The 19971-nt window shown below is 64.9% G+C and carries 20 protein-coding genes; 4 read left to right on the top strand and 16 right to left on the bottom strand.

What is annotated here, in order from left to right; translation table 11 throughout:
• Positions 1–12: 12 nt before the first annotated feature.
• On the bottom strand, positions 13–714 hold the full coding sequence (locus OIK44_RS11545; RefSeq protein WP_273670902.1) for a YecA/YgfB family protein: 702 nt from the start codon (positions 712–714) through the stop codon (positions 13–15).
• A gap of 277 nt (positions 715–991) precedes the next feature.
• On the opposite strand from OIK44_RS11545, the gene OIK44_RS11550 reads away from it, so the two are divergent.
• The 3 genes from OIK44_RS11550 to OIK44_RS11560 are packed head-to-tail and all read left to right on the top strand — an operon-like array spanning position 992 to position 3283.
• Positions 992–1786 (top strand): TIGR04255 family protein, encoded by a 795-nt coding sequence (locus OIK44_RS11550; RefSeq protein WP_273670903.1) that lies wholly within the window; start codon positions 992–994, stop codon positions 1784–1786.
• Between the two features lie 20 nt (positions 1787–1806).
• Entirely contained in the window at positions 1807–2427 is a 621-nt protein-coding gene (locus OIK44_RS11555) for a hypothetical protein (RefSeq protein ID WP_273670904.1), read from the top strand.
• 16 nt (positions 2428–2443) lie between these two features.
• Positions 2444–3283 (top strand): hypothetical protein, encoded by an 840-nt coding sequence (locus OIK44_RS11560; RefSeq protein WP_273670905.1) that lies wholly within the window; start codon positions 2444–2446, stop codon positions 3281–3283.
• Positions 3284–3532: 249 nt separating this feature from the next.
• On the opposite strand, the gene OIK44_RS11565 is transcribed toward OIK44_RS11560, so the two are convergent.
• The 14 genes from OIK44_RS11565 to OIK44_RS11630 all read right to left on the bottom strand — a co-directional run bounded on the left by OIK44_RS11565 (position 3533) and on the right by OIK44_RS11630 (position 17705).
• Positions 3533–4798 carry a hypothetical protein gene (locus OIK44_RS11565; RefSeq protein ID WP_273670906.1) on the bottom strand — a complete coding sequence of 422 codons (1266 nt, stop codon included), beginning with the start codon at positions 4796–4798 and terminating at the stop codon, positions 3533–3535.
• Positions 4788–5663 (bottom strand): hypothetical protein, encoded by an 876-nt coding sequence (locus OIK44_RS11570; RefSeq protein WP_273670907.1) that lies wholly within the window; start codon positions 5661–5663, stop codon positions 4788–4790. Before OIK44_RS11570 ends, OIK44_RS11565 begins: the two co-directional genes overlap by 11 nt.
• 291 nt (positions 5664–5954) lie before the next feature.
• Positions 5955–6734: a uroporphyrinogen-III C-methyltransferase gene (gene cobA / locus OIK44_RS11575; protein WP_273670908.1), complete on the bottom strand. Its 780-nt coding sequence runs from the start codon at positions 6732–6734 to the stop codon at positions 5955–5957.
• Entirely contained in the window at positions 6731–7927 is a 1197-nt protein-coding gene (locus OIK44_RS11580) for a CmpA/NrtA family ABC transporter substrate-binding protein (protein WP_273670909.1), read from the bottom strand. The genes cobA and OIK44_RS11580 overlap by 4 nt, the downstream gene beginning before the upstream one ends.
• A 276-nt stretch (positions 7928–8203) precedes the next feature.
• On the bottom strand, positions 8204–8857 hold the full coding sequence (locus tag OIK44_RS11585; protein ID WP_273670910.1) for an ANTAR domain-containing response regulator: 654 nt from the start codon (positions 8855–8857) through the stop codon (positions 8204–8206).
• A 66-nt stretch (positions 8858–8923) separates the two neighbouring features.
• Complete coding sequence (locus OIK44_RS11590) at positions 8924–10075, bottom strand: ABC transporter substrate-binding protein (protein ID WP_273670911.1); 1152 nt, start codon at positions 10073–10075, stop codon at positions 8924–8926.
• Positions 10076–10100: 25 nt separating this feature from the next.
• Positions 10101–11426: a homogentisate 1,2-dioxygenase gene (hmgA, locus tag OIK44_RS11595; protein WP_273670912.1), complete on the bottom strand. Its 1326-nt coding sequence runs from the start codon at positions 11424–11426 to the stop codon at positions 10101–10103.
• A gap of 14 nt (positions 11427–11440) precedes the next feature.
• Positions 11441–11647 (bottom strand): DUF2783 domain-containing protein, encoded by a 207-nt coding sequence (locus OIK44_RS11600; protein WP_273670913.1) that lies wholly within the window; start codon positions 11645–11647, stop codon positions 11441–11443.
• Positions 11632–13332, bottom strand: a complete 1701-nt coding sequence (locus tag OIK44_RS11605) for an FAD-dependent oxidoreductase (protein ID WP_273670914.1) — start codon at positions 13330–13332, stop codon at positions 11632–11634. The genes OIK44_RS11600 and OIK44_RS11605 overlap by 16 nt, the downstream gene beginning before the upstream one ends.
• Before the next feature lie 21 nt (positions 13333–13353).
• The gene (locus OIK44_RS11610; protein WP_273670915.1) at positions 13354–14316 is read right to left on the bottom strand and encodes an MBL fold metallo-hydrolase; all 963 of its coding nucleotides are present in this window, start codon (positions 14314–14316) and stop codon (positions 13354–13356) included.
• A 51-nt stretch (positions 14317–14367) separates the two neighbouring features.
• Positions 14368–15102: an ABC transporter ATP-binding protein gene (locus tag OIK44_RS11615; protein WP_273671244.1), complete on the bottom strand. Its 735-nt coding sequence runs from the start codon at positions 15100–15102 to the stop codon at positions 14368–14370.
• A gap of 20 nt (positions 15103–15122) precedes the next feature.
• The gene (locus OIK44_RS11620; RefSeq protein WP_273670916.1) at positions 15123–15896 is read right to left on the bottom strand and encodes an ABC transporter ATP-binding protein; all 774 of its coding nucleotides are present in this window, start codon (positions 15894–15896) and stop codon (positions 15123–15125) included.
• A gap of 1 nt (position 15897) precedes the next feature.
• Positions 15898–16839 carry a branched-chain amino acid ABC transporter permease gene (locus tag OIK44_RS11625; RefSeq protein WP_273670917.1) on the bottom strand — a complete coding sequence of 314 codons (942 nt, stop codon included), beginning with the start codon at positions 16837–16839 and terminating at the stop codon, positions 15898–15900.
• Positions 16839–17705, bottom strand: a complete 867-nt coding sequence (locus OIK44_RS11630; RefSeq protein WP_273670918.1) for a branched-chain amino acid ABC transporter permease — start codon at positions 17703–17705, stop codon at positions 16839–16841. The genes OIK44_RS11625 and OIK44_RS11630 overlap by 1 nt, the downstream gene beginning before the upstream one ends.
• Before the next feature lie 229 nt (positions 17706–17934).
• Between OIK44_RS11630 and OIK44_RS11635 the strand changes: the two genes are divergently transcribed.
• Positions 17935–18717 carry an IclR family transcriptional regulator gene (locus OIK44_RS11635; RefSeq protein ID WP_273670919.1) on the top strand — a complete coding sequence of 261 codons (783 nt, stop codon included), beginning with the start codon at positions 17935–17937 and terminating at the stop codon, positions 18715–18717.
• Positions 18718–18759: 42 nt separating this feature from the next.
• Here the strand turns inward: OIK44_RS11635 and OIK44_RS11640 are convergent, their stop codons facing one another.
• Complete coding sequence (locus tag OIK44_RS11640) at positions 18760–19971, bottom strand: DUF4382 domain-containing protein (RefSeq protein ID WP_273670920.1); 1212 nt, start codon at positions 19969–19971, stop codon at positions 18760–18762.

Raw genomic sequence — 19971 nt, forward strand, 5'->3', positions numbered from 1 at the left:
CGGCCCGGAGTTCTAGGCTTCCGCGGCGCCGCAGCATTTCTTGTACTTCTTGCCGCTGCCGCAGTGGCAGGGGTCGTTGCGCCCCACCTTCGGCGTTTCGCGCACCACGGGCCGCTTGCCGCCTTCGTGCGCCGATGCCGGCATCGGCACGCCGCGCTGCCGCATCCAGAACGCATTGATCTTCACGACCGACGGCACCACCTCGTCCATCCAATGACCGGCGTCGTCGTGTTGCGCCGTCAGCGCCGCGCCATCGGACGTGCCAAGGCGCATGAACGGCGCGAACCAGGCCGGCTCGCTGACTTGCAGGGGCCGCCAGCCATCGCCGTCCAACTGCATGCCGAGCAGAAAACCCTCGCACCACTCGGCCGCGCCCCACTCGGCGCCGCAGGTGTAGATGGGGTCGAAGCTGTCGGGGTCCTGCGTCATCCACGTGACCATATGGTTGTAATGGCGCATGACCAACCCGGCGATACGCTCGGCGTCGCCGGCGCCGAGCCCGGACATGCCGGCGGCGCCCGCCTCCATGTCCCACACCCACGGCAGCCACTGGCTGGGCAAGACCGGGTTCGGGCCGATCGCCACCGCCGTCAGGAAGCCCTCCAGCGTCGATACGTCCATGGCACGTTCGCCCAGTTCGGGCGCGGCCAGGAGGGTATCGAGGTCGGCGTATTCGTCGTCGGACAGGGGACCGGTCATTGCTTGCTTAGACATATGATTCTCTTCGTTTCGGGGTTCTGGTGAATGCGCCCGCCCCCGCCTTCCGCGCGACGGCAAGCTGCGCCGGCGCCATTGTACCGTCGTCGCGGCTTGTTATGACAAGTCAACAGCCGTATCGGCGAGCCACTACAGCAAACCCACCAGGACTGAACAACTAGACCCAGCTAAATGCACTGACTTTGAGGAAAATCAGACAGAAAACCTTGTGCTACACTAGATGTCAAGTACACTGTAAAGTGTCACGTAACCTGTCAACCATATTGAGCTCCCCATGGGAAAGAAAATGCGAATTGCGCCGGTCTACTATACGGTGGCGCAAGTTCAGTTCAACCCCATCCTTGACCTGGATAGCTACCTTCCAAGCATTCAATCGAACATGCGGGAGAAGCGCTTTCCGGATTTCAAGCATGAGGTGCATCAGCGATTTGTATTCCCGCTCGGAACCGGGGGGACGGAGCAATCCCAGGTGCCGTCCCTTAGTCGTCAATCGCGCTTTTACTTTGGCGACATGGCGGAACGAACCAGTTTTTTACTTGAAACAAATGCAATAACATTGCAGACGACTGCGTACGAAACGTTCGAATCGTTTTTGCAAACACTGCTGGACGGACTAAAAATTCTAAATCAAGTGCTGCAACTTGATTTTGTCGAACGAATTGGTTTGCGCTATCTCGATGCCGTTCATCCAGTGAACTCAAGCGACAAGTTGGAAGATTATCTCACGCCGCAAGTGCTTGGCCTGGCAAACAAACTGCCAGGCGAACTTGCGCAGTCCGTTAGCGAAACGGTCACCTTGACCGCAGCAGGTCAACTGGTATCGAGAGTCACCATTCGTTCTGGCGGCATAGGGCTTCCTGATGACTTGGCTACGCGGCCACCGACAATTGACCCGCGCTTCACCACATGGACAGGTTTACATGCTTCAGTCGACACTGATGCCGCATTTGTAAAGCGAGAAGAGTTTGATTTAGCTGCAATAAAATCTCGCCTAACTGCCCTACACGATATTATTGAACAGTCATTTAAGGCTACAGTTACTGACCATGCTCTTGCTGCATGGGCTTAGTACATAAAAGGAGCTACATAATGCATACTGCTGCCAACTATCGCAGTAGTGCAAATTCCCGCATTGGCACTGGAGGCTCATTTGGCTATACGCGCGAGTTCAATTGGCCAACCGCCGCCGCTGTGACAGCACAGTCAACGATCGGAACTGGTAGCGAACCCCAGCCTGCCATGTTTCGACAGAATGCTAGCCAATTTCGCGTTATTAAAACCAACCTGGTTGAGGCTGTTGCGGCGCGCAATTCGGCACAAGACTTGGCCCGGATACGCCAAGTGCTGTCGCCTGCCGTTTCTGACCTCGCGAACACATTGGGTGTTACTCGACAATCCATATATAACTGGCTCAATGGGGAGGCAATTGCAGAAGAGAATGCTTTGAAACTTCGCGACCTTGCGCAAGCCGCAGACGTGCTTTCCCATGCAGGCGTGAGCGTCAATAGCACGCTACTGAAACGAAAGTTCGCAAGCGGAAAAACACTTCTCCAAGTCGCGCAGTCCGGGGCCTCTGCCTCAGACGCCGCTGCGGTATTAATTCAAGTACTCAGGCGAGAATCTGAGCAACGCGAACGATTAAGTGCTCGCTTTGAAGATCGAGAAAAAATTCCGCCAACTGTGGATTTTGACTTGCCATCCGCCGGCTAGCCACAATAGGTGAAATATGGCGGAATGGAGTCGGGACACACCGTGGCGGCAAGGACAACTCCTACAAAGCGACGTGGCGGAGAAATTGGGGCTTTGCCATGCAGATGGCAAGGAACACACATTGGTTGTTATTGCCAGCCATGACTGCGATCTCACTCAAACACCTACGATTGAACCCGCCATTGAGGTAATAGTTGGCCGCATCGTGGATGAATTAAATGGAAATTACTGTTACTCAAAAAACCCTCGAAAACTCCACATAATATTTGACGGCGCGCCGTCAATAATTGCGGAATTTGAGGCAAGCAAGAAGATACCAATTCCAAAAGAAACGCTCCAAGAAACTACTCCGCGCCAAGACTTGCAACTCAGCCCCACAAGCCTCAATACATTACAGTTTTGGCTCGCAAGCAGGTATCGCCGTTCAGCGTTTCCAGAAGAATTCGAGCGGCGTCTCGGCAGCAAAGAGGTGAAACTAGCCGAGAAGATTTACAACATCATGAAGCCAGCAGGTGAGAACGTCTCTGGCATTTTTTTTGATGTGGACGATGGCGCAGAAATAAATCGGGACGGCCCAGACGATACATACACTCTCAGCATTATGATCATTTACCCCGCAGAACCGGAACCACTAGAAGCTGAAAAGGTGGCCGCGACGGCAGCGCAAGAAATCCAAAAAGCATTTGAGGAAAAACTCTTTAAGCCGCAAGGAAAATGGCAGCATATCGAGTTATCCAGTTGTGACGCCATTTCTGAAGAGGCAATAAGCTACGGCGTATTCAAACAACTCAAGCGCTGGAGGTTCGAGCACATGAGCCTTGCAGGCCAACCGCAACAGGCCACGCTGCCGGAGTAGCGGTGAACAACTGGCTTCGCCATGCGTATCCAATCTATCTTTTATCCTTGAGCGCGTCCTGTTCCACAGGGAAATCGCCGCGCCTAGCCCTGGCCCGGCTTTGGCGCCAGATTGCGCTCTAGCCGCCACCACGTCCAACACGGCCTTCCGCATCGCCGCTGCAGGTTTTGGCGTTTTGACCACCAACGGGCGCAATATTTGCCCCGATGCCGGAAACGCGCCGCGCCCCCAAGGCCGCGGCGCCCGACGTCAAGGCTTGTCGCCGGCCAGTTGCGCGCAGCGCTGCGCCAGCGGCGGCAGCGCCACCTGCCCCGGCGCGAATTGCAGCAGGCTCTTGCTGGCCTGCTCGACGTCCTTGTTCAGCTCGGTCAAATAGCGGCTGCGCTCCTCGCTTTGCCATTCGGCGTCGGCGAAGTCCTTGACCGGATGGCTCTTGCTGACGTGCACCGGGCCGGCCAGGCGCGGCATCAGCGCGCGGTCGGGGTCGGTGTTTTCCTTCAGCAGATAGGCGTCGACGTCGCGCAGCGTCAGCGGCAGCGCCGCTTGCTGGTCGCCAATCAGCTTGCCAAACACGGTCAGCTTGATGTCGTTCGGGCCAGCCGCCAGCACCTCGTTGAAGGTGAGCAGCGCAAAGGGCTTGCCCTTGGCGTCGTCGACGCGGCCGCTGACCACGTAGCGGCCCGGCTGGCGCACCTCGGCCTTCAAATAATAGGTCAAGGAGCCGTTTTCGACGACGTCGCGCACCGGGCCGCTCCACGTGGCCGGCAATTCCGGCGTGTAGATGACGTCGAAGACGACGACGCCGGCGCGCTCGCCGACGCTGTAGTTGACCTCGGTACGTATGGTGCCGTCGAACTGGGCGAAGCCGCTCTGCGACGGCGCCAGCGTGGCCGCGTGGCTGCCGTCCTCGCGGCCGCCAAATTGCAGGGTGACGGGCGTCACCGGGCGGCTGGCGCCGAAGGTCAGGCCGCGCGCCACCGCCCGCGTGACGCTCAGCGGCAAGCTCGCGCCGGCCGCATCGACGGCCTTCAGCGTGAAGGCCACGCTCTCGCCCGGCGCCATGTAGACGCGCGTCTGCGAGGTTTGCAGTTGCACCGTGCGATCGCTGCCCTTGTCGGTGCGCATAGGGTGGCTTTCCTCCACCGGCCGGTTCGGATACACCTGGTCGGGATGCTCGGCCATCGGCCGCGAGCTGTTCGGATAGCGCGTGTTGTCGCGGTAGCTGCAATAGGCGCGGTCGGCCTGCTCCAGCTGGCTGACCAGTTCCGGCATGCCGGCCGGACCGCCTGCCGGCACGTCCGGGGCCGCGCCGATGCCGGGCCAGGCCGGCGCGGACGCGGCGGCGACGGCCGGGCGCGCCGCCGTGGCCTCGCCGGCCGCCGGCCACAGCGCGACGCCGGCGGCCAGCAGCGCCACCGCCAGGCACAGCGTCGCCGGCCAATGGCGCCGCAGCCAGCCGGCCCCGGGCGCAGCCGGGCCGGCCGGCTGCGCCTGCTTGCCCCGCTTAGCGGGCACTGTTCACCACGGCACCGCGCACGACGGAGATGATGCCCTGCCAGTTGCCGTTGGAATAATGGTCATACTGCTCCTTGGTGTCGCGGAACTCGACCGAATGGTAACTCCACTTGGTCGAACCGTTGGCGTTCGCCCCGCTGCCCATCGTCAGCTCGGGGCAGGAGTCGCCCGGATTGCACAGCGCCTGGCCGGCCGCGCCGGAGACGCCGCCCGAGCTATGGTAGGCGATGGCCTGGTCGTCCTGGCCCGGCAACACGAAGGAATAAAGCGTCCCTTTGCCGCCCGGATACATATAGAACCAGACGTTGCGCGTCTCGTTGTGGTTGAACATGGCGCGGGCCGTGGTCGTCTTCAAGTCCTTGACCAGCGGTTCGGAGGTCGTGTCGGAGCCGATGTCGGAGAGTTCCGAGCCGCCCGCCGCGCCCGAGGCCGCGCGCACCCACTTGATGTTCCAGCCGACCTGGCTGCTGCCGTCGGTGTTGCCGCAGACGCCGCCGCTGCCCGGGCTGGCGTTCTTTTTCAGGCGCGAGCTGCCGCCGTAGTTGGCCATCGTGTAGGCCATCATGAAGTCGCCGGCGCTGTGGGTGGCCACGTAGCACCAGTTCGGCCCCGTGCAAAAGCAGTCGAGGGCATCGCGGATCTTGCCGTTTTGCGAGGAAATGCTGTTGTAGCCATCCCAATTGACCGCCTTTTTATTGACGCCGGCGGCAGTCGCCGCCGGCCCCCAGTAGGTGAAGCTGGCGTAATCGCCGGCGGTGCCCTTGCCGTTGCGCCCGTTAATCCACAGGGTGTAATTGGTGGCGCTGGCAATGGTGGTAATGGAAAGCAAAAGTAGGGTCAGGGCAATGCGTATCAGTCTGGTCATTTAATTCTCCGTAGCAATGCATGGGTGAATGAAACTGCGTATGAAGGCCGCTGGAAGATGGCTGGGCGGGCGGCGGCGCGTGCGGCCTTGGTCCGTCGGATGGCTGGTGCGGCTTGCCGACAAGCATAGCTTTTTGGCAAAGTTGAAGTGGCTACACCTTGAGCCATAGACGCAACTGGCTCGCCAGGACATCAAATTGGCTCGCCAGGTCATGTCGGCGTTGCGGAAAAGCCGCAGGCGGCAGGCGGGCACGCCAGATGGCAGTACGGGAATCTATTGTTATGTAGGAAATTACTTGGCCGCCGCCGCGACGCCGGCCTCGGCCAGGCCGCGCAGCGCGCCCCAGTCGTCGGCGCAGCGCACGACGTCGCCGACGACGATGACGCTCGGGCTGCCCAGGCCGCTCGCGCGCAAGGCGCCCGGCAATTCTCCCAGCGTGGTCAGCAACTGGCGCTGCCCGGCCCGGCTGGCCGACTGCACCACGGCCACCGGCGTGGCGGGCGCCGCGCCGCCCGCCAGCAGGGCCGCCTGGATCGCCGCGCAGCGCGCCACGCCCATGTAAATGACCAGGGTCAGCCCGCTTTGCGCCAGCGCCGCCCAGTTCGGCTCCGACGCGGCGTCCTTGCCGTGGCCCGTGACGAAGACGGCGCCCTGGCTCCAGCGCCGGTGCGTCAGCGGCACGCCGAGGCTGGCCGGCGCCGCCAGGCCGCTGCTGATGCCCGGCACGACGTCGACGGCGATGCCGTGGGCGCGCAGCATGGCGCGCTCCTCGCCGCCGCGGCCGAACAGGTACGGGTCGCCGCCCTTCAGGCGCACGACGCGCATGCCGGCGCGCGCCTCGGCCAGCATCAGGCGCTCGATGAATTCCTGCGGCGTCTGCCGGCAACCGCCGCGCTTGCCGACGTGGATCACACGCGCCGCCGCCGGCGCGTAGGCGAGGATGTCGGGGTTGACCAGATCGTCCGTGAGCAGCACGTCGGCCTGCTGGATCGCCTTCAGCGCCTTGATCGTCAACAACTCCGGGTCGCCGGGGCCGGCCCCGACCAGTGTCACGCTACCTAGCTTGCTCATGCCTGCTCCCTGTCGTGTTTAGCCCACTGTATATCGAACGACGCCGCATACGCCGCCGGGTCGCTGCCATCCCACACCTTGCCGTCGATGAGCGTGGCGCTGCGCATCAGCCCGGCCGGCAGCGCCGTGCCCGTCATGACGGCCGCCTCCCGGTACAGCGCCACCTGGTTGACGGCGCCGGCCACGCCGAGATAATCCGGCTCGTCCTTCAGCAAACCCCAGCGGCGGTGCTGCGTCATGAACCACATGCCGTCCGACAGGTAGGGGAAGTTGACGGCCCCTTCGCGGTGGAATTTCAGGCTGTTGGCGTCGTCCCAGCGCTTACCCAGGCCGTTTTGATAGTGTCCCAGGATGCGCTCCTCGATCGCGCCGCGCCCCGTGTTCAGGTAGTCGGCGGCCGCGATCACCTCGACCATCCTGCGTTTGTTGGCGACTGACGCCTCGATCCACTTGCCCGCGTCGAGCACGGCGGCGATCAAGGCGCGGCAGGTGTGCGGGTTCTGCGCGGCGAACTCGCGCCTCGTGCCCAGCGCCTTGCCCGGATGGTCGGGCCAGATTTGCTGCGTGGTGGCGGCCGTGACGCCGACGCCGTCGAGGATGGCTTGATGCCCCCAGGGCTCGCCGGCGCAGAAACCGTCTATATGGCCGGCGTCCAGGTTCGCCACCATCTGCGGCGGCGGCACCGTGACGACGCGGGCGTCGCGGAACGGGGCGATGCCGTGCGCCGCCAGCCAGTAATACAGGTACATCGCGTGGGTGCCGGTGGGGAAGGTCTGGGCGAAGGTGTAGGCGCGCGGCCGGGCGCGCATCAACCCGGCCAACGAGGCGCCGTCGACCGCGCCCTGCCCCGCCAACGCGCGCGACAGCGTGATCGCCTGGCCGTTGTGGTTCAGGTTCATCAGCACCGCCATGTCGCGCTGCGGCCCGCCTATGCCCATCTGGACGCCATACACCAGACCGTACAGCGCATGCGCCGCGTCCAGCTCGCCGCTGCCCAGCTTGTCGCGCACGGCGGCCCACGACGCCTCCCGGCGCAGCTCGATCTTGATGCCGTAGCGGCGGTCGAAGCCCAGCACCGCCGCCATCACCAGCGAGGCGCAGTCCGTCAGCGGCAGGAAACCCACCCTGACCGTCTCCCGCTCCGGTTTGTCCGACCCGGCCACCCAGGCCCCCGCGCTCGCTTGTTCTGGCATACCGCTCCCTGTTATATCCAAAAATGCAAAAAGCGTCTCTCCGGCACGAATCGTTCATGCTTGAAAGACGCCTTTGTCTTAGCTGGCTCCGGCCGCCGTTGGCGGGAACCGTTTAATATGGATTGAGCAAGGAGCATGCCAAGGCAGTGCGCCAAGGCAACGCGCCAAGGCAGCGGCCGCGAAAAGCTGGCGGCGGACCCTCGATTGCGAGCTTGGGTGTATTTTCCGCTCAGCAAGACGCACCACGATTGTGCGCCGCACCATCGTGGATCGCACTCAGCCGAGCAAATCCTCGACGTCGAGGATGCGCTGGGCGACCTCGGCCAGCTTGAGTTTTTTATTCATCGCCATGCTGCGCAGCTTCTGGTAAGCCTGGTCCTCGGAGAGCTGGTGGCGCGCCATCAGCAAGCCCTTGGCCCGTTCGATCACCTTGCGCCCGGCCAGCTTGTGCCTGGTGTCGGACAGTTCGGCCAGCAGCTTCTGCTCCTGGCGGAAACGCGCCAGCGCCACGTTCAGCACCGGCTTGATGCGTTCGGCCTGCAGGCCGGAGACAATATAGGCCGATACGCCGGCTTCCATCGCCGCGTCGATGCTGGAAGTGTCGCCGTCCTCGGTGAACAGGACGATGGGGCGGCGCTCGTCGCGCGTGGCGATGACGATGTGTTCGAGCACATCGCGGGCGTCCGACTCGGCGTCGATGATGATCAGGTCCGGCTGCAGCTGGGCGATGCGCTCGGGCAGGTAAAAATCGGCCGGCAGCGAGGCGACGATATCGTAGCCCGACTCCAGCAGGCCGATGCGCAGCAGGTTGCCGCGCCGCGCCTGCGCCGCCAGCGCCGCGTCGGGCGCGTCCTCGGGGTTGATGATGGTATTGACGACGACGATGCGCAGCGTGCGCGCGGGCGGGGTCAATGGGCGTCTGGGCGTCATGTAAGCTTTTCTGTGGATGGGTGATCCACATACAAGCAAGAATCAAACCACTACCGCCCCGGCGCCCTATTGCACCAGGCGCCACGCGCCGTTTTTGATGTCGAGCAGGCGGAATGCCGACAGGCCCAAGCCCATGTGGTCACTGGCCGACATGTCGAACTGGCCGGCCGTGCCGATGTAGCCCCTGGTCGCCTCGATGGCGTCGCGCACCTTGGCCTTGTCGGTGCCGCCGGCCTTCTTGATGGCGGCGACGGCGATCATCAGCGCGTCGTAACCGTGGCCGCCGAAGGTCGAGACGTCCGCCTTGTAGCGTTCCCGGTAGGTTTTTTCATAAGCCGACACGACCGCCTTCTGTGGGTCGGCGGCCGGCAGTTGGGCGGCAATGACCAGCGCGGCGGCCGGCAGCTTGACGCCGTCCGACGCCGCCCCGGACAGTTTGATGTACTCCTCCGAGGCCACGCCGTGCGACTGGTACAGCGGCAGCGCGATCGCCAGTTGCTTGTAGTTCTTGGTGGCGACGGCCGGCCCCTGCCCCGCGCCGAACACGAAAACGGCCTGGATGCCGGCCGTCGAGCGTATCTTGGTCAGCTGCGCCGTGACGTCGGTGTCCTTCGGGCCGTAGGTTTCGTTGGCGACGATGCTGATGCCGTACTTCGGCGCGACGGCCTGGGTTTCCTTGCTGCCGGACTGGCCGAAGCCGCTGGTTTCGGACAGCAGGCCGATTTTGGTGATGCCCAGCCGCTTCATTTCGGTGAACACTTTTTCGGCCGCCATGCGGTCGGTCGGCGCGACCTTGAAGACCCATTTCTTGACCGGCTCGATGATGGGCACGCCGGCCGCCATCGAGATGAAGGGAATGCCGGCCTTTTCCACCAGCGGTATCATGGCCATGCTCGATCCGGTGGTGGTGCCGCCGATGATCAGGTCGACCTTGTCGGACTCGATCAGGCGCTTGGCGAAGCTGTTGGCCTTGTTCGCCTCGCTGCCGTCGTCGTAGTGGATCAGCTCCAGCTTGCGCCCCAGCACGCCGCCCTCGGCGTTGACGCGCTCTATGTACAACTGCAGCGTCTTCAACTCCGGGTCGCCGAGGTAGGCGGCCGCGCCTGTCGCCGAGACGACCGAACCGATGCGGATGGCGTCCGCCGCCGCGGCCGCGCCGTGCAGGCCGGCCAGCACGGCGCCGGCCATCACCATCTTGGATAAAGCGAATTGATACATGTTTTGTCTCCGGGTGTCGTAGTGGTTAACGCTTGCTGGGGTCGAAGTTGGCGCGCAGTCCCTGCCAGCATTCGAAATAGTCGGCCTGCAAGGACGCGTCGTGCATCGCGTGCGCGGTCGGGTGCAGCACGGCGCGCGTCTCGAACATGAAGGCCATCGTGTCGGCGACGTGGTGCGGCCGCGTAGTGTCGGCGGCGCTGGCCTTGTCGAAGGTGCCGGCGTCCGGCCCGTGGCCGCTCATGCAGTTGTGCAGGCTGGCGCCGCCCGGCACGAAGCCCTCGGCCTTGGCGTCGTAGGCGCCGTGGATCAGGCCCATGAATTCGCTGGCGACGTTGCGGTGGAACCAGGGCGGGCGGAAGGTGTGTTCCGCCGCCAGCCAGCGCGGCGGGAAGATGACGAAGTCGATGCTGTCGACGCCGGCCGTGTCGCTGGGCGATTGCAGCACGAGGAAAATCGACGGGTCGGGGTGGTCGTAGCTGATCGAGCCGATGGTGTTGAAGCGGCGCAGGTCGTATTTATAGGGCGCGTAGTTGCCGTGCCAGGCCACCACGTCGAGCGGCGAATGGCCGATTTTGGCAGCCCACAGATTGCCCATGAATTTGGCGCACAGCGTGAAGTCGCCGGTACGCTCTTCGTACCAGGCGTGCGGGGTCTGGAAATGGCGCGGATTGGCCAGCCCGTTGGAGCCGATCACGCCCAGGTCCGGCAGGCGCAGGAAGGCGCCGTAGTTTTCACAGATGTAGCCGTGCGCGCTGGCGTCGAGAAGCTCGACGCGGAAGCGCAGGCCGCGCGGGATGACGACGATTTCCTGCGGTTCGGCGTCGATCACGCCCAGTTCGGTGTAGAAGCGCAGCCGGCCCTGCTGCGGCACGATCAGCATTTCGCCGTCGGCGTTGTAGAAGTAACGCTCCCGCATCGAGCGGTTCGCCGCGTACAGGTGGATGCCGCAGCCGCTCTGCGCCGCCGGGCTGCCGTTGCCCGCCATCGTGGCGATGCCGTCGATGAAATCGGTCGGCTGGGTCGGCGCCGGCGCCGGGCTCCAGCGCAGTTGGTTAGGCGTCGTCGCGACGTCGCCGAAGCTGCTGACGAAACGGCCGTTGCCGATCCGCTCGAAGGGCTGGTGGGCGGCGGCCGGGCGGATGCGGTACAGCCAGGAACGCCGGTTGGCGTGGCGCGGCGCCGTGAACGCGGTACCGGACAGTTGTTCGGCGTACAGGCCGTAGGGCGCTTTTTGCGGCGAATTCTGCTGCTCGGGCAGCGCGCCCGGCAGCGCTTCGCTGGCGAATTCGTTGCCGAAGCCGGTTTGGTAACGCAGCGGGCCGGCGCCCGCCTGTGTTTGCTCGGTTTGCATACCTCTCCCTTTATTCAGGCCAGTTTTCCGTCGGCGCGGGCGATGTCCAGCGCCTCGCGCAGCACCCCGGCGTCGCCGATATGGTTCGCCAGCAGCAGGATCAGCGCGGCATTCGCCGCCTCGCTCTGCGTCTGCGTGAAGTCGCGGTGCATCTCGATCAGGCGCTCGTAGAATTCATCCGGGCAGGCCAGGTTAGGCTGGGTGTTCAATGTGCCAGGCATGGGGCGCTCGCTATGGTTGGGGTGTCGATGACGTGGCCGGTGGCGCGCAGCAGCGCCTCGCGCACGCGCGCGGCGTCGAAGGCGCGCCAGCGCGCGCACACGTGCTGGTCGGGCCGCAGCAGGTAGTAACTGCCGGGACTGGCGTCGAAGCGCCGCGCCAGCAAGCCTTCGCTGTCGCTGATGATATCGACGCCGTCCAGCGCCGGCGCGGCCACGCCGGCGCCGAGCACGAGCAGCGGCTTGATGCCGATGGCGCCGTCGCGCAGCGCCAGCAGCGCCTCCCATGGCGCCTCCGCGCCACAAAAATAGACGCCGGTGAAGGCGTTGCCGACGCAGGCGCTGAACCAGCCCGCCGCGCCGTTGACGCCGACCGGCGCGTCGTCAACCGGCGCCCCCGGCACCATCGCGCCGCCGAACTGCGCGCTGTCCGGCGTGTTCAAGGCGCTGCCGAGCAAAGTGGCCGGGCGCGACAGACGGCCGCTGTTGACCAGCCCACGGGCGAATTCGTGCCACTTCGACAGCCGCAGCGCGGCGTCGCGGAAGGTGCGGCTGACCGCGCTTTTCGGTGTGATGAAGTCGGTGGCGCGGGTCGAGTTGAGCAGGTTTTCGTCGGCCGCGTATTCGCGCTCGGCGCCGTAGCTGTCGAGCAGCGCGTCGGGGGCCTTGCCGTCCAGGACCAGCTTCAGCTTCCACGCCAGGTTTTCCGCGTCCTGCACGCCGCTGTTGGCGCCGCGCGCGCCGAACGGCGACACGCGGTGCGCGGCGTCGCCGGCGAAGAACACGCGGCCGTGGCGGAACTTGTCCATGCGCTGGCAGGAAAAGGTGTAGACGCTGACCCACTCCAGCTGGAATTCGACGTCGCTGAGCAGCGCTTTCAGGCGGGGGATGACGTTTTCCGGCAGGCGTGCGGCGACCGGATCGGCGTCCCAGCCGAGCTGGAAGTCGACGCGCCAGACGTTGTCGGGCTGGCGGTGCAGCAGCACCGACTGGTTGCGGTGGAACGGCGGGTCGAACCAGAACCAGCGCTCGGTGGGGAAATCCGCCTGCATCCTGACGTCGGCGATCAGGAAGCGGTCCTGGAAGGTGCGTCCCTTGCTCTCCAGCCCGCACAGGCGGCGCACCTCGCTGCGCGCGCCGTCGGCCGCCACCACGTAGTCGGCCTGCAGCGTGTACACGCCGCCCGGCGTTTCCACCGTCAGTTCGGCGCAGTCGGCGCGCCGGTCCATGCCGGTCACCTTGTTATACCAGCGCACCTCCAGGTTCGGCAGTTCCAGCGCGCGGTCCAGCAGATAGCCTTCGACGTAGTACTGCTGCAGGTTGACGAAGGCCGGCCGGCGGTGCCCCGATTCGGGCAGCAGGTTGAAGCTGTACACCATGTCGTCGCGATAGAACACTTTGCCGACGTTCCACGAGATGCCTTTTTGCGCGATGCGCTCGCCGCAGCCGAGCCGGTCGAAAATCTCCAGCGTGCGCTTGGCGAAGCAGATCGCCCGCGAGCCGACCGACAGGCGGCAGTCGTCGTCGAGCAACACCACGGGCACGCCTTGCTGCGCCAGGTCGATCGCCGTCGCCAGGCCGACCGGGCCGGCGCCGACGATGACGACCGGGCGGCGCACCGGCGCCGCCCGGCCCTCGTCGTCCGAACGGCGGTAGGCGTAGGCGATGTGCTGATAGTCTTTTTCCATATCCGCTCCTGGTTGGCCGGCTTAGTGTTGCAGCGAGTGCCACATCTCCTGGTCGCGCTCGGCGGTCCAGATGCGCGGGTGCTTGATGCCGCCGGCCTCGTCGACGGCGCGGGTGACATCGAAAGGCAGGCAGTGTTCGTAGATGAAGACATGGCCGAATTTCGGGTCCATCCTGCTGCGCACCAACGCCATCGCCTCCTTCAGCGTGCTGCCGGCGGCGACCGCCTGTTTGGCGCTGTCGAGCAGCGTGGTGACGAAGTCCTTGGTGTAGTCGATGCCGGCGTTGACCTGGGCGGGCGTCACCAGCGCCGGGCCGCGGCCGGGAATGAGCTGCTCGGCGCCCAGCGCGCGCAGCGCCTCCAGCGTCGCCGGCCATTCCTCCAGCTGGGCGTCGCCGGTGTAGGCGGCGGCGTCGTACTCGACCAGGTCGCCGGAGAAGCAGATTTTTTGCGCGGGAATCCAGGCGATGGTGTCGCCCTTGGTGTGGCCCATGCCGACCTGCATCAGCTTGACTTCCAGCTTGCCCATGAAGATGCTCATCTCCTTCTCAAACACCATCGTCGGCCAGGTCAGGCCGGGCACCGACTCGACGCCGGAGAACAGGCGCGGGAAGCGTTCGATTTCCGATTTCATGTCCTGTTCGCCGCGCTCGACGATCATTTCATAGGTGCCGCGCGAGGCGATGATCTGTTCGGCGCCCTCCTCGAAGTAAGCCGAGGCGCCCAGCACGCGCACGGCGTGATAGTGCGACAGCACCACGTACTTGATCGGCAGGTCGGTGACGCCGCGTATGTGGCGTATCAGCGCCCGCGCCATGATGGGCGTGGCCGTCGTGTCGATGACCATCACGCCGTCGTCGCCAATGATGACGCCGGAATTCGGGTCCCCCTCGGCCGTATAGGCGTAGGCGTTGTCGGACAGCTTGATGAAACTGGTTTTCTTCTCTTCCAGATCGGCTTGCGAGGCGAATTTTTTCTCGGACATTGCAGTTTCCCTTTATATGAGACACGATAGGTTTTCGACCAAGGGCATGTGCTACATGCCCAGATAGGCGCGCTTGACCTGCGCGTTTTCCAGCAGCTCGGCGGCCGGCCCGCTGAGCGTGATACGCCCCGTCTCGATGACGTAGCCGACATCGGCGATGGCCAGCGCGGCGCGGGCGTTCTGCTCGACCAGCAGCGTCGTCATGCCCTCGGCCTTGAGCGTCTGCACGACGCGGAAAATCTCCCGCACCAGCAGCGGCGCCAGCCCCATGCTCGGCTCGTCGAGCAGCAGCAGGCGCGGCCGGCCCATCAGCGCGCGCGCCATGGCCAGCATCTGCTGCTGCCCGCCCGACAGCGTGCCGGCCGGCAGCTTGCGCTTCTCCGCCAGCACCGGAAACAGCCGATACATCTTCTCGATATCGGCCGCCGCCTGCGCCGCCGGCTGCGCATACGCGCCCAGGCGCAAGTTGTCCTCGATCGACATCGGCCCGAACACATGGCGCCCCTCGGGAACCTGACAGATGCCGGCGGCGACGCGTTGATGCGGCTCAAGCTTGTTGATCGCGCGCTGCTGGAAGCGCACTTCGCCCGCGCCGACCGGCTGCACGCCGGAAATGGCGCGCAGCAGCGTCGTCTTGCCGGCGCCGTTGGCCCCGACCAGCGCCACCAACTGGCCCTGCTCGACATTCAGGTCGATGCCGTGCAGCGCCTGGATGCGGCCGTAAAAACTGGTCAGCCCCGCCACCTCCAGCACCCGCGGGCGGGCGCCGGCCGTGGCCGCCGTCATCGTCTCGCTATATTCCGTCTTCATTGCACCGCCTCCGCCTGCATGTCGCTTCCCAGATAAGCCTCGATCACGCGCGGATTCGCGCACACCTGCTGCGGCGCGCCCTCGGCCAGCTTCTGGCCGTGGTCCAGCACCAGGATGTGGTCGGAGATGGCCGTCACCAATTTCATGTCGTGCTCGACCAGCACCACCGTCACGCCGCCGGCGGCGATCTTCTTGATGAGCGCCTCGATTTCCGCCGTTTCCGTGTTGTTCAGGCCGGCGGCCGGCTCGTCCAGCAGCAGCAAGTCCGGCCTGGCGGCCAGCGCGCGGGCGATTTCCAGCCGTTTCAGCGCGCCGTAGGGCATCTGCGCCGCCTGCGCGTCGACGTAGCGCGCCAGGCCGACGAAGGACATCAAGTCCGCGGCCCCGGCGCGGCAGGCGCGGTCGGCGCGGCGCAGGCCCGGCAAGCGGAACATGGCCTTGAACAGGCTCTGGTCCAGCGTCAGGTGCGCGCCCACCATGACATTTTCAATCGCGCTCATATTCATGCAAATCTGCAAATTCTGGAAACTGCGGCTGATGCCGCGCCGCGCCAGTTGCTCGGGCGGCTTGCCGGCCACGTTTTCGCCCTTGAACAGGATCTGCCCCGAGGTCGGCGCGTAGACACCGCTAATCAGATTGAACAAGGTGGTCTTGCCGGCGCCGTTGGGGCCGATCACGGCGTGGATCGTGCCTTTTTGGGCCGTGAACGACACGTCCTGCACGGCTTTCACGCCGCCGAACGCAATCGACAGGTTCTTGACGGTCAGCATATCAATGCGCCCCCTTGGCAAAACGTTGCCGCAGCGACGGCACCAGGCCGCCCGGCAGGAATATCATCGTCGCCATCAGGATCGCGCCGAAGACGACGGTTTCCCAGCCCTCGAAGCTCGACAGGGCCTGCGGCAGCAAGGTCAACAGGGCCGCGCCGGCGACGGAGCCGAACACCGAGGCCATGCCGCCGACGACGACCATCGTCACCAGCTCGACCGAATGGAAGAAGCCCGCCTGCCCCGGCGTGACGAAGCCGATATAGTGCGCCGTCAGGCTGCCCATGACGCTGGCCAGCACGGCCGACAGCACGAAGACCTGGACCTTGGCGCGCACCACGTCGACGCCGGCCACGCGGGCGGCGATCTCCGAGCCGTGCAGCGCCTGCAGGGCGCGCCCGGCCGGCGCGTCGATCAGATTCAGCGCGCACCAGCACACCAGCAGCAACAGCAAGGCCATGACGATGTACCAGTGCATTTCGCCGGCCAGGGCCAGCCCGGCGACGCTGAAGGCCGGCACCGCCATGCCGTCCGGCCCGCCCGTCCACTGCGCCTCGTTGGTGATGACGATGGTGATGATGATGCCCAGGCCCAGCGTCGCCATGGCCAGATAATGGCCCTTCAGGCGCAGGATGGGGCGCGCCACCAGGAAGGCCAGCAGGCCGACGCCGGCCGCGCCGGCAAGCAAGGCGGCCAGCGGCGGGAACTGCCAATGCGTCGTCAGCACGGCGCTGGCATACGCGCCCATGCCGACGAAACCGGCGTGGCCGAGGCTGATCTGGCCGGCGTAGCCGATCAACAGGTTCAGGCCGATGGCGACGATGGCGTTGATGGCGATGCGCACCGCCAGGTCCAGATAGAAGGAATTGCTGGTCAGCAGCGGCACGGCGGCGAGAACCAGGGCCAGTGCCAGCAAGCCGGCATGCGCTCGGGAAAACCGCCGCATCAGACACGCTCCGTCACGTGGGCGCCGAACAGGCCGCGCGGCATGAAGAACAGCACGAACAGGATCAGCACGAAGGGCATCGCATCCTTATAGGAGGACGAGATGTAGCCGGCCGTCAGCGCCTCGGCCAGCCCGAGCAGGATGCCGCCCAGGATGGCGCCGCCGCTGCTGCCCAGCCCACCCAGCACGGCGGCGACGAAGCCCTTCAAACCGAACATCACGCCCAGGTCGTAGGAGGTGTAGGTAAGCGGCGCGACCATCACGCCGGCAAACGAGCCGAGCGCGGCGGCCAGCCCGAAGGCCAGCAGCAGGATGTTCTTGGTATGAATGCCGACCAGGTTCGCCGCCAGCCGGTCGTGCGAGGTGGCCAGCATGGCCTTACCGGCCAGCGTCTTGCCGAAAAACCAGCTCAAGCCGGCGACGACGCCCAGAGACAGGCCCATCACCCACAGGTTTTGCGGCAGGATGGTGGCGCCGAGGATGGCGATCGGCGTGTCGCCAGAGAACGCCTTCAAGGCGTGGCTTTCCTTGCCCAGGGCCAGTTGCACTAGGCCGCGCAGCACCAGCGAGGCGCCTATCGTGATGATGATCAGGCTGACCACCGAGGCGTTGCGGGCCCGTTCGATGGCGAACTTCTGCACCAGCAGGCCGGCCAGCACGGCCGTGCAGACGGCCAGCGCGATGGCCAGCGGCAGGGGCAAGCCCAGGCCGACGAGGAAGACGGTCGCCATGCCGCCGAGCATGATGAACTCGCCCTGGGCAAAATTGATGACCCCGCTGGAATTGTAGATGATGGAAAAACCCAGGGCCGCCAGCGCATAGGTCAAACCCATGGTGACGCCCGACAGCAGAAACTGCGCAAGCATTGTGTCTCCTCCAAGGTGGCCATGCCCGGCTGTGCCGCCGGGTCCTGGCCTGTCGCGCGCCGCTTATACCATTCGTCATTAGCGAACGCATTTGATGTAGATCAAGTTTGTTATAGTTAAACGCGTATGTCAATACCAAATCGTTTTCTTTTTACTGGGCTGGTAAAATCGCAAACGCAGGCCGTCCGCCAGCGCAGCGGCGGCAAAAAAATATCAAAACAGGAAGTCAATGAAAAAAGAACGACGCGGCATTCAATCGGTCGAAGTGGGCGGGCAATTGCTTGAGGCCCTGGTCAGCGAGGGCGCGCCGATGCTGTTGCGCGACCTGGCGCAGAAGGCCGGCATGACCTCGGCCAAGGCCCACCCCTATCTGGTCAGTTTCGGCAACATCGGCCTGATCCAGCAAGACCCGGTGTCCGGGCGCTACGAACTGGGCAGCTTCGCGCTGCAGATGGGCCTGATCAGCCTGCAACTGCTGGACCCGGTCAAGATCGCCCTGCCGGAAACGGCCGCCCTGTGCGAGCACATCGGCCACACCACCGCCCTCGCCGTGCTGGGCAACTGCGGCCCCACCATCGTGCACTTGAACGAGTCGCACCTGCCCATCCACGTCAAGATGCGCACCGGCACCGTGATGTCCATCCTGAACACGGCGACCGGGCGGGTCTTCTCGGCCTATCTGCCGGCGATGCAGGTGGAAAAACTCAGCGCGCGCGAACTGGGCGACGACAGCGTCGCCGGCCACTCCGGCCGGAAACCGGGCAAGGAGGATGTCGAGGCGATGCTGTCCGAAGTGCGGCGGCACGGCATGGCGCGCACCGTCGGCGACCCGACGGCCGGCATCAACGCGATCAGCGCGCCGGTGTTCGACCACGCCGGCAATATGGTGCTGGCGGTGACCGTCATCGGCCCGGCGGGAACGCTGGACGCCGACTGGAACGGCGCCGCCGCCACGCAACTCAAGGCGTGCGCGGCGCGCATTTCGCAGCGGCTGGGCTACACCCTGCCCTGAGCCCCCGGGCTGTTGCGCGCGCCGGCCCCGCCTTGACCACCCTTACGGCAGCAGTGTGAAGTTGACGTTGGTTTGGTTCACCACGGAAATATCCACCGACGGCTTCGACACGGCCGCGTAACCCGTCGCCGCGGCGTCCAGGCGATACTTGGCCGTGCCCGGAGTCGTCGCCGCCGCCGCAAACACCAGCGGCAAGGTGGTGCTGTAGAGCGCGAACTGCGGCGCGGCAAGCGGCAAATTGCTCAGCATGTATGCGCCCGTCGCGATATCGGCGCCCTGATACTTGACCGTCACCATCGGCCCGGCGGAAAAACTCTGCTTTGCCGACACATACGCCACTTCGGTCGCGCTGGCCGGCGTCAGGCTGACCACGCCGCCGATGAGGCCCGACAGGCTGGCCGGCAAGGTAATCGGCGTGCCCACCGTACTCAACACGGTGGTACTCGCCACCGTGGCGACCGGCACCGTGGCAACGACGGCGGTGGCGCTATTGTCGGCCGTGATCACGACGTCGTAATTGCCCGGCGCCAGACGGGCCAGGAAAAACTCGCCCGTGGCGCTTGGCGTGGTCGAGGCGATGACGACGCCATTTTGTTGCGCGCTCACCATCACATGGTTGCCCAGCAAGGCCGTGCCGACGAAGCCGGAAATGCCGTTCAGCGCGGTCGGAATCACTTTGACGACGGGTTTCAGTGCGTATTTGCCATTCCCCTTGGTCACGACCGATTTGCAGGCGTTGAAGTCGAGCACCAGATCGACGCGCTGGCCGGAGGCCACATCGAATGCATTGACCAGCTTGATGCCGCTTTGCACGGCGCTCGGCGTGTCCAGGCTCACCTCGGTCGCCGTGCCTGTCGGAATCACCGAGTTCGCCAGGCCATTGCCCGTGTTCGGGTCCAGCACCAGACGCATCTGCGTGTAATGCCCGGCCGCCAAAGGCGTCTGCCCCAGCGACTCCAGCGCGCCGTTGGTCAGACCCAGCAGGTTGATCTTGCGCGCCGGACTCAGCGTGATATCGGCCCAGCCGGCGTCCGCATCGCCGGCCGTCGCGCTTTGGTGCACGCGCACCTTGGAGACGGTGACGTTGACGGCGTCAAAGCCGCAGGCCGGCGCGTCGGTCATCGACACGCCCAGCGTACCCTGCGCCGCCGGCGGCGTGCCGCCACCACCGCCTCCGCCGCCGCAAGCGGCCAGCGTTGCCGCAGCAAAAATGGTGCTTGTAAACAAACCGATCCGGGAGTTTGGCATTGTCAT

The sequence above is a fragment of the Janthinobacterium fluminis genome (assembly GCF_028595325.1).
Classification (GTDB): domain Bacteria; phylum Pseudomonadota; class Gammaproteobacteria; order Burkholderiales; family Burkholderiaceae_D; genus Janthinobacterium; species Janthinobacterium fluminis.

Coding starts and splice junctions, on each gene's coding strand:
- OIK44_RS11545 (WP_273670902.1), bottom strand. CDS start 714: ATGTCTAAGCAAGCAATGACCGGTCCCCTGTCCGACGACGAATACGCC.
- OIK44_RS11580 (WP_273670909.1), bottom strand. CDS start 7,927: ATGCCAGAACAAGCGAGCGCGGGGGCCTGGGTGGCCGGGTCGGACAAA.
- OIK44_RS11630 (WP_273670918.1), bottom strand. CDS start 17,705: ATGCTTGCGCAGTTTCTGCTGTCGGGCGTCACCATGGGTTTGACCTAT.
- OIK44_RS11615 (WP_273671244.1), bottom strand. CDS start 15,102: ATGACGGCGGCCACGGCCGGCGCCCGCCCGCGGGTGCTGGAGGTGGCG.
- OIK44_RS11605 (WP_273670914.1), bottom strand. CDS start 13,332: ATGGAAAAAGACTATCAGCACATCGCCTACGCCTACCGCCGTTCGGAC.
- OIK44_RS11555 (WP_273670904.1), top strand. CDS start 1,807: ATGCATACTGCTGCCAACTATCGCAGTAGTGCAAATTCCCGCATTGGC.
- OIK44_RS11610 (WP_273670915.1), bottom strand. CDS start 14,316: ATGTCCGAGAAAAAATTCGCCTCGCAAGCCGATCTGGAAGAGAAGAAA.
- OIK44_RS11620 (WP_273670916.1), bottom strand. CDS start 15,896: ATGCTGACCGTCAAGAACCTGTCGATTGCGTTCGGCGGCGTGAAAGCC.
- OIK44_RS11550 (WP_273670903.1), top strand. CDS start 992: ATGGGAAAGAAAATGCGAATTGCGCCGGTCTACTATACGGTGGCGCAA.
- OIK44_RS11600 (WP_273670913.1), bottom strand. CDS start 11,647: ATGCCTGGCACATTGAACACCCAGCCTAACCTGGCCTGCCCGGATGAA.
- OIK44_RS11570 (WP_273670907.1), bottom strand. CDS start 5,663: ATGACCAGACTGATACGCATTGCCCTGACCCTACTTTTGCTTTCCATT.
- OIK44_RS11640 (WP_273670920.1), bottom strand. CDS start 19,971: ATGACAATGCCAAACTCCCGGATCGGTTTGTTTACAAGCACCATTTTT.
- OIK44_RS11625 (WP_273670917.1), bottom strand. CDS start 16,839: ATGCGGCGGTTTTCCCGAGCGCATGCCGGCTTGCTGGCACTGGCCCTG.
- OIK44_RS11635 (WP_273670919.1), top strand. CDS start 17,935: ATGAAAAAAGAACGACGCGGCATTCAATCGGTCGAAGTGGGCGGGCAA.
- OIK44_RS11585 (WP_273670910.1), bottom strand. CDS start 8,857: ATGACGCCCAGACGCCCATTGACCCCGCCCGCGCGCACGCTGCGCATC.
- OIK44_RS11560 (WP_273670905.1), top strand. CDS start 2,444: ATGGCGGAATGGAGTCGGGACACACCGTGGCGGCAAGGACAACTCCTA.
- cobA (WP_273670908.1), bottom strand. CDS start 6,734: ATGAGCAAGCTAGGTAGCGTGACACTGGTCGGGGCCGGCCCCGGCGAC.
- hmgA (WP_273670912.1), bottom strand. CDS start 11,426: ATGCAAACCGAGCAAACACAGGCGGGCGCCGGCCCGCTGCGTTACCAA.
- OIK44_RS11590 (WP_273670911.1), bottom strand. CDS start 10,075: ATGTATCAATTCGCTTTATCCAAGATGGTGATGGCCGGCGCCGTGCTG.